At 31.6% G+C, this 5,673-nt stretch carries 6 protein-coding genes; 1 reads left to right on the forward strand and 5 read right to left on the reverse strand.

The window, feature by feature from the left end:
- Both ACH2BG_RS12100 and ACH2BG_RS12105 read right to left on the reverse strand, forming a co-directional pair.
- A partial coding sequence (locus ACH2BG_RS12100) for a YidC/Oxa1 family insertase periplasmic-domain containing protein (RefSeq protein WP_395047950.1) occupies positions 1-920 on the reverse strand: 920 nt, incomplete at its 3' end.
- Positions 921-1,014: 94 nt separating this feature from the next.
- The gene (locus tag ACH2BG_RS12105) at positions 1,015-2,625 is read right to left on the reverse strand and encodes a CTP synthase (RefSeq protein WP_395047951.1); all 1,611 of its coding nucleotides are present in this window, start codon (positions 2,623-2,625) and stop codon (positions 1,015-1,017) included.
- A 175-nt stretch (positions 2,626-2,800) separates the two neighbouring features.
- Between ACH2BG_RS12105 and ACH2BG_RS12110 the strand changes: the two genes are divergently transcribed.
- Complete coding sequence (locus ACH2BG_RS12110) at positions 2,801-3,133, forward strand: DUF4870 domain-containing protein (protein WP_395047952.1); 333 nt, start codon at positions 2,801-2,803, stop codon at positions 3,131-3,133.
- A 56-nt stretch (positions 3,134-3,189) separates the two neighbouring features.
- On the opposite strand, the gene ACH2BG_RS12115 is transcribed toward ACH2BG_RS12110, so the two are convergent.
- The 3 genes from ACH2BG_RS12115 to ACH2BG_RS12125 all read right to left on the reverse strand — a co-directional run.
- The gene (locus ACH2BG_RS12115) at positions 3,190-3,420 is read right to left on the reverse strand and encodes a DUF3820 family protein (protein WP_348076065.1); all 231 of its coding nucleotides are present in this window, start codon (positions 3,418-3,420) and stop codon (positions 3,190-3,192) included.
- 77 nt (positions 3,421-3,497) lie between these two features.
- The gene (locus tag ACH2BG_RS12120) at positions 3,498-3,899 is read right to left on the reverse strand and encodes an OsmC family protein (RefSeq protein ID WP_395047953.1); all 402 of its coding nucleotides are present in this window, start codon (positions 3,897-3,899) and stop codon (positions 3,498-3,500) included.
- Positions 3,896-5,673 (reverse strand): LysM peptidoglycan-binding domain-containing protein (locus tag ACH2BG_RS12125; protein WP_395047954.1); only part of this gene is annotated, 1,778 nt, incomplete at its 5' end. The genes ACH2BG_RS12125 and ACH2BG_RS12120, both read right to left, overlap by 4 nt.

The following is a 5,673-nucleotide window of genomic DNA, read 5'->3' on the forward strand; positions in this document are numbered from 1 at the left end:
TTGGTATAAATAGTGTCTCCTTTTTCTTCGTCGACTATGTTTGAAGAATATAATTTTGCTTTCTCAAACGGAGTGTTTGTTAACAATATTGATGAGAAAAAATGTTGTTTATATGCTACATAAGTTACTTTATCTAAAGTTTCTTCGCTGTCTTTTCCTTGTCCTACATTATTGTGTTTTCCGTCTTCATATTCGTATCTAATATCTGTAAAACGATTTTCGTTCGAAATACTTTTTTCACTACGATATGATTTCAAGTTCCATTCTAAATCTGCTGGTTTTGTTGTATTTAAAACCGATGCTAATCCTTGAGAACGAACATCAAAGTCTAACATATAATCATTAGCTTTTAGGACATACTTGTATTCTAAAAACTGATTTGGACCAGCTTTCAATTTCATCGAAAGCATTTGGTCTCCGCCTACTTTTGTTAATGTTGGCTCAAAAAATAAATCTTTAGTATTTAATGTTCTGCTATCTTGGGTTTGAAGTGTAATATTTAGACCTGCGTTATTATCTTTGATAAGCTGTACTAATTTCCCAGAATCTTTAGAAATTTGTTTGAAGTTTTTTAAAGTTGCTTCGGCAATGTAACCACCTTTATTAGCAATTTTTAAAATTAACAATTCATTTTGTATTGTAGTAAATTCTGATTTTGCAGATGGTAATGTAGCTGAATAAGCAAAACTGCCTAAAGTTGCTTTCATTTTTGCCGTTTGAACTGAATCGGTAATAGTTACTGGTGCAACCACTTCAGCAACTTTTGGCTCTTGGATTTTGGATTTTTCTACAAGTTCTTGTTTGGCTTTTTTGTCAATTTCTGCTTGTGTAGGTTTATTTTGGTACATAATCCAAATCATGATACCAAAAATTAATACAAATCCAATAATCGAATTAAGGTCTAATTTCTTCTTTTCCATCTTTTTATTTTTGCTTTAAGCATTAGGCTTCAAGCGGTAAGCTTATGTTAGTCTATATATTTTTATTTTGTTACCAAAATAAAAATTTTCTTAATTATTTTTTATGCTTTACTGCCGCTGCCACAAAACTAACAAATAATGGATGCGGAGCCAACACCGTACTTTTATATTCTGGGTGGTACTGAACACCTATAAAAAATGGGTGATTTTCCAATTCTATAACTTCAACCAAACCAGTTTCTGGATTTACTCCAGAAGTCACCATTCCTGCTTTTTGCAATACTTCTAAATAGTCACTATTAAATTCATAACGATGACGATGACGTTCTAAAATATCAGATTCTCCGTATATTTTATGTGCCAAAGTGTTTTCTGCTAAATGACATTTCCATGCACCCAAGCGCATGGTTCCTCCTTTGTCAGTTATTGTTTTTTGCTCTTCCATCAAGTTGATTACTGGATGCAAAGTATTTTCATTCATTTCGGTCGAATTAGCATCGGTGTAACCCAAAACATTTCGAGAATATTCTATTACTGCCATTTGCATTCCGAGACAAATTCCTAAAAATGGAATATTATTTTCTCTTGCGTAACGAACGGTTTCTATTTTTCCTTCAATTCCGCGACCGCCAAATCCTGGTGCAACTAGTATGCCATCTAATCCTTTCAATTGATTTTCTGCCGTTTTGGCATCTAAATATTCAGAGTGAATAGAAATTACATTTACTTTTGTTTCATTTGTTGCTCCTGCATGAATAAATGCTTCAAGAATTGACTTATATGAATCCTGCAACTCAACATATTTACCAACTAAACCGATATTTACTTCATGTTTTGGGTTCTTATGCTTTTGCAAAAACTCGTTCCATAGCTTTAAATCTGGAGTCGATTTTTCTGGTAAATCTAATTTTTTCAATGCTACTTTATCCAATCCTTCTTCAAGCATAAGATTTGGAACATCATATATTGTTGAAGCATCTATAGATTGAATAACTGCTTCTCGTTTTACATTACAAAACAAAGCTAGTTTGTGACGCAAATCTTCTGACAATTCGTATTCGGTTCTGCAAACTAAGATATCAGCTTTTATACCGCTTTCCATCAATGTTTTTACAGAATGTTGTGTTGGTTTTGTTTTTAATTCACCAGCTGCTGCTAAAAAAGGAACCAATGTTAAGTGAATAACAATTCCGTTATTTTCTCCTAATTCCCAAACTAATTGACGAACAGATTCGATATATGGTAATGATTCGATATCCCCAACTGTTCCTCCAATTTCTGTAATTACGATATCATAATCGCCTGAATTACCAAGCAACTGCATGCGTTCCTTAATTTCATTGGTAATATGAGGTACAACCTGAACTGTTTTTCCTAAAAATTCGCCACGACGTTCTTTTTCTATAACCGAAAGATAAACCCTTCCTGTGGTTACATTGTTTGCTTGAGATGTTGGTACATTCAAAAAACGTTCATAGTGACCTAAATCTAAATCGGTTTCTGCTCCATCATCAGTAACATAACATTCGCCATGTTCATAAGGATTTAGTGTACCTGGATCCACATTAATATAAGGATCAAATTTTTGAATTGTTGTCCTATAACCTCTTGCTTGTAATAATTTTGCCAAAGAAGCAGCAATAATACCCTTCCCTAAAGAAGATGTAACGCCACCAGTAACAAAAATATATTTCGTTTGATTCATTATATTGTGTTGTTGTAGTTGTGTAAAAAACGTGGCAAAAGTACAATTATTAATTGATAATTAACAATGAAAAATCGACAATTAACCTTTAATTTTTTAATGTTTTTTATTAAAAATTACAGATTATTCGTATTTTTTTTTATATTTGAAGTTTAACAAACTAAAAATAATTCTTATGGACAAAAAAACAATTTCTATTATTAGCTACATTACCATTATAGGTTGGGTAATTGCCTTTATTATCTATGGAAACAATCCTGAAAAATCATCCTTAGCTAAATTTCATCTAAAACAATCCTTTGGATTAGCAGTTTTAGGAATTTTAAATGCCATTTTACAAACTATCATTTTAAGCATTGTTCCTGCATTATATATTGTATTTACAATTATTGCTGTTGCGATATTTATTCTTTGGATCATAGGTATTATAAATGCTGCAAATGAACAAGAGAAGCCAGTTCCATTAGTAGGAAGTTTGTTTTTAGATAAATTCGATTTTATCAAATAAAATTATAATTACAAAATACAAAACCCTGTCTTACTATATATCAAGACAGGGTTTTTTTATGGTTTTGGGTATTTCTTTTTTATATTTCTAATTAATTCTTCCAGTCCATTTAGTTTTAGCTCGTATATTAGTTTGAGTTGTTCTCCTAATTCTCCTTTAGGAAATCCTTTATTACTATACCAAACAATATAATATTCTGGAATATCTATAAGAAAATAGCCCTCGTATTTGCCAAAAGGCATTTTTGTATGGGCTAATTTGATGAGTTGTTTTTGGTTTGTATCCAAATTCTTAAAGGTTTTAAAGTCATAAAATTGAGAGTCACAAAGATTCAGACTTTCGCCTTTATGACATTTGACTTATATTATTTCCAATTTATAGTAATATCCTTTTCTATATCTGGATTTAAACTTAATAAAACAGGACAATTCATAGCTGTTCTCTCAAGAATAGTTTTTGTTTTTTCGTCAGTAGCAATCGACATATTCATGATGATTTCTAATCTAGAAATTTTTCTTGGTTCGGCTTGCATAATTTTAGTTACTTCGACAGTAGTACCTATCAAATCGACATTCAAATCTCTTGCTTTTATTGCCATTATGGTCATCATGCAACTTCCTGTAGCATTTGCAACTAAATCCGTTGGTGAGAATGCTTCGCCTTTCCCGTTATTGTCTATTGGTGCGTCCGAAAGGATTTCGGTTCCTGATTGTAGGTGAATAGATGAAGTTCTTAAATCTCCTAAATATGTTATTCTTGATGTCATTGTTTTGCTTCTTTTATGGTTAAATCTGTATCGTAAAATAAGATATAAACACCTTTGTTTGTATAACCTCCATCTGGATTTTGTTTGTAATAAAACTTGTTTTCAACTTGTTCCGTAGCAGTTTCGTTTAGTGTTTCGATAATATTTTTTTCTTGAGCTAAACGCAATAAAACATCAAAAGTCACATCGAAACCACGCGTAGCGAACTGGTTGGGAAGTATTTTATTTTTCCTTTTAAAACTATTCTCAAAAATAGCAGCTTCGTCCGAATCATTAACACGAGTAAGCGACGGATAATGCATTTTCAATTTTGTGAGTCGAGTCATCGAAATTTCTTCATAATCTAAAGCGTCATTTTCTCCTAAAATCACCAATTTTATGTCATAATTAGGCAACAAACTCGCTAAAGTATTAGTAATACTCAAAATAAGATTTGTTTTTTCGGTTTCCATGATGACAAAATTGGTCCTGTCTTTGACCAAAATTGATTTCAAATTTTCGATATTCAAACTTCCTTTTTCGGTAAATTGTGCAAAAAGGACATCTTTATGATTTTCTGAAATATACTGTTTTACCGATGCTTTTTTAGGATCTACAATAGCAATAATGTTCCCGTTTTTTGCTCTCATAAAATCGAATATAGCATTTTTTATATCATCAACAGATGGTGTTGATTGTACCAAATTTGAGAATTTTTTATCATAATCTTTAGACAATGGGGAAAAAACTGGCACATTACTAGCACTTAATAAACCAGCAATCTTTTCGACATTATTTTGGTAAAATGGACCAATAATAGCATCCATCGTTTTTAGATTATCTTCTTGAACCAAATTTGTTACGCTAGAAGTAGATTTGGTTTCGTTAGAATCTAAAATAGTTACATCGACATTCAAACCCATTTTTCGGACAGAATCGATTGCAACCAAAGCTCCTGCATAAAAATCGAGTGTCATATTCAGGAATTTATCCTTTTTAAGACGAGATTTAGTCGAATTGAGAGTGTCTTGATCTAGTTTAGTCAGATTGAAAGGAAGTAATAATGCTAGTTTTTTGTGAGTTCCTTTTTGAATACTTTTTGTTAAATCTTTGTATTCTTTTTTTACTACCGAAGCCGATGATTTCATAGGAACTTTAATCGACATTCCTTCTATAACGCCATCTTTCAATTCTGGATTTAACACCAATAATTCTTCTTGAGTTACTTCAAATTGGTTCGAAATACTGTATAAAGTTTCTTTGGCTTTTATAACATACGAACTCTCTGAAGGCTTTGGTATTGGCACATTAACAATTATTGGTTTTGTTGCAACAATTGTTTTTTCGCCACTTATTAATAATTTAAAACCTATTGGTAATTCGATATTAACAATTTCAGGATTCAGTTTTTCCAATTGTTCGACTGTAATTTCGTGTTGCTTGGCGATTGCATATTTGGTTTCTTTCGCTTTTACTTCGTGGTAAACTGCAGTTTTAGGATTATTAGGCTTCGGTTTTTCGGCAGGAACCGATTTTCCTTTAGCTGGAATAACTAAAACCAAACCTATTTTCATGCCTTCCTTTAATGCTTCAGCATTTGATTTTTCGATATCAGAAATTGAAACATCGTACAATTTAGACAAACTATACAAAGTTTCCTTAGCTAAAACAGTGTGTTTTTTTGCGGTAGAATTTGAAGGAACTTCAACTTTTACCTTAGCTTTATTAGGAATAATCAAAACAGTATTATCTTCGACTCCATTTTGAGCGTCAGGATTTAGTTTGTATATATCCG

Source organism: Flavobacterium sp., from assembly GCF_043779715.1.
In the GTDB taxonomy this organism is placed as follows: domain Bacteria; phylum Bacteroidota; class Bacteroidia; order Flavobacteriales; family Flavobacteriaceae; genus Flavobacterium.

Bases quoted from the DNA above. Each gene is read 5' to 3' on its own strand.
- ACH2BG_RS12105 (WP_395047951.1), bottom strand. From the start codon at position 2,625: ATGAATCAAACGAAATATATTTTTGTTACTGGTGGCGTTACATCTTCT.
- ACH2BG_RS12120 (WP_395047953.1), bottom strand. From the start codon at position 3,899: ATGACATCAAGAATAACATATTTAGGAGATTTAAGAACTTCATCTATT.
- ACH2BG_RS12110 (WP_395047952.1), top strand. From the start codon at position 2,801: ATGGACAAAAAAACAATTTCTATTATTAGCTACATTACCATTATAGGT.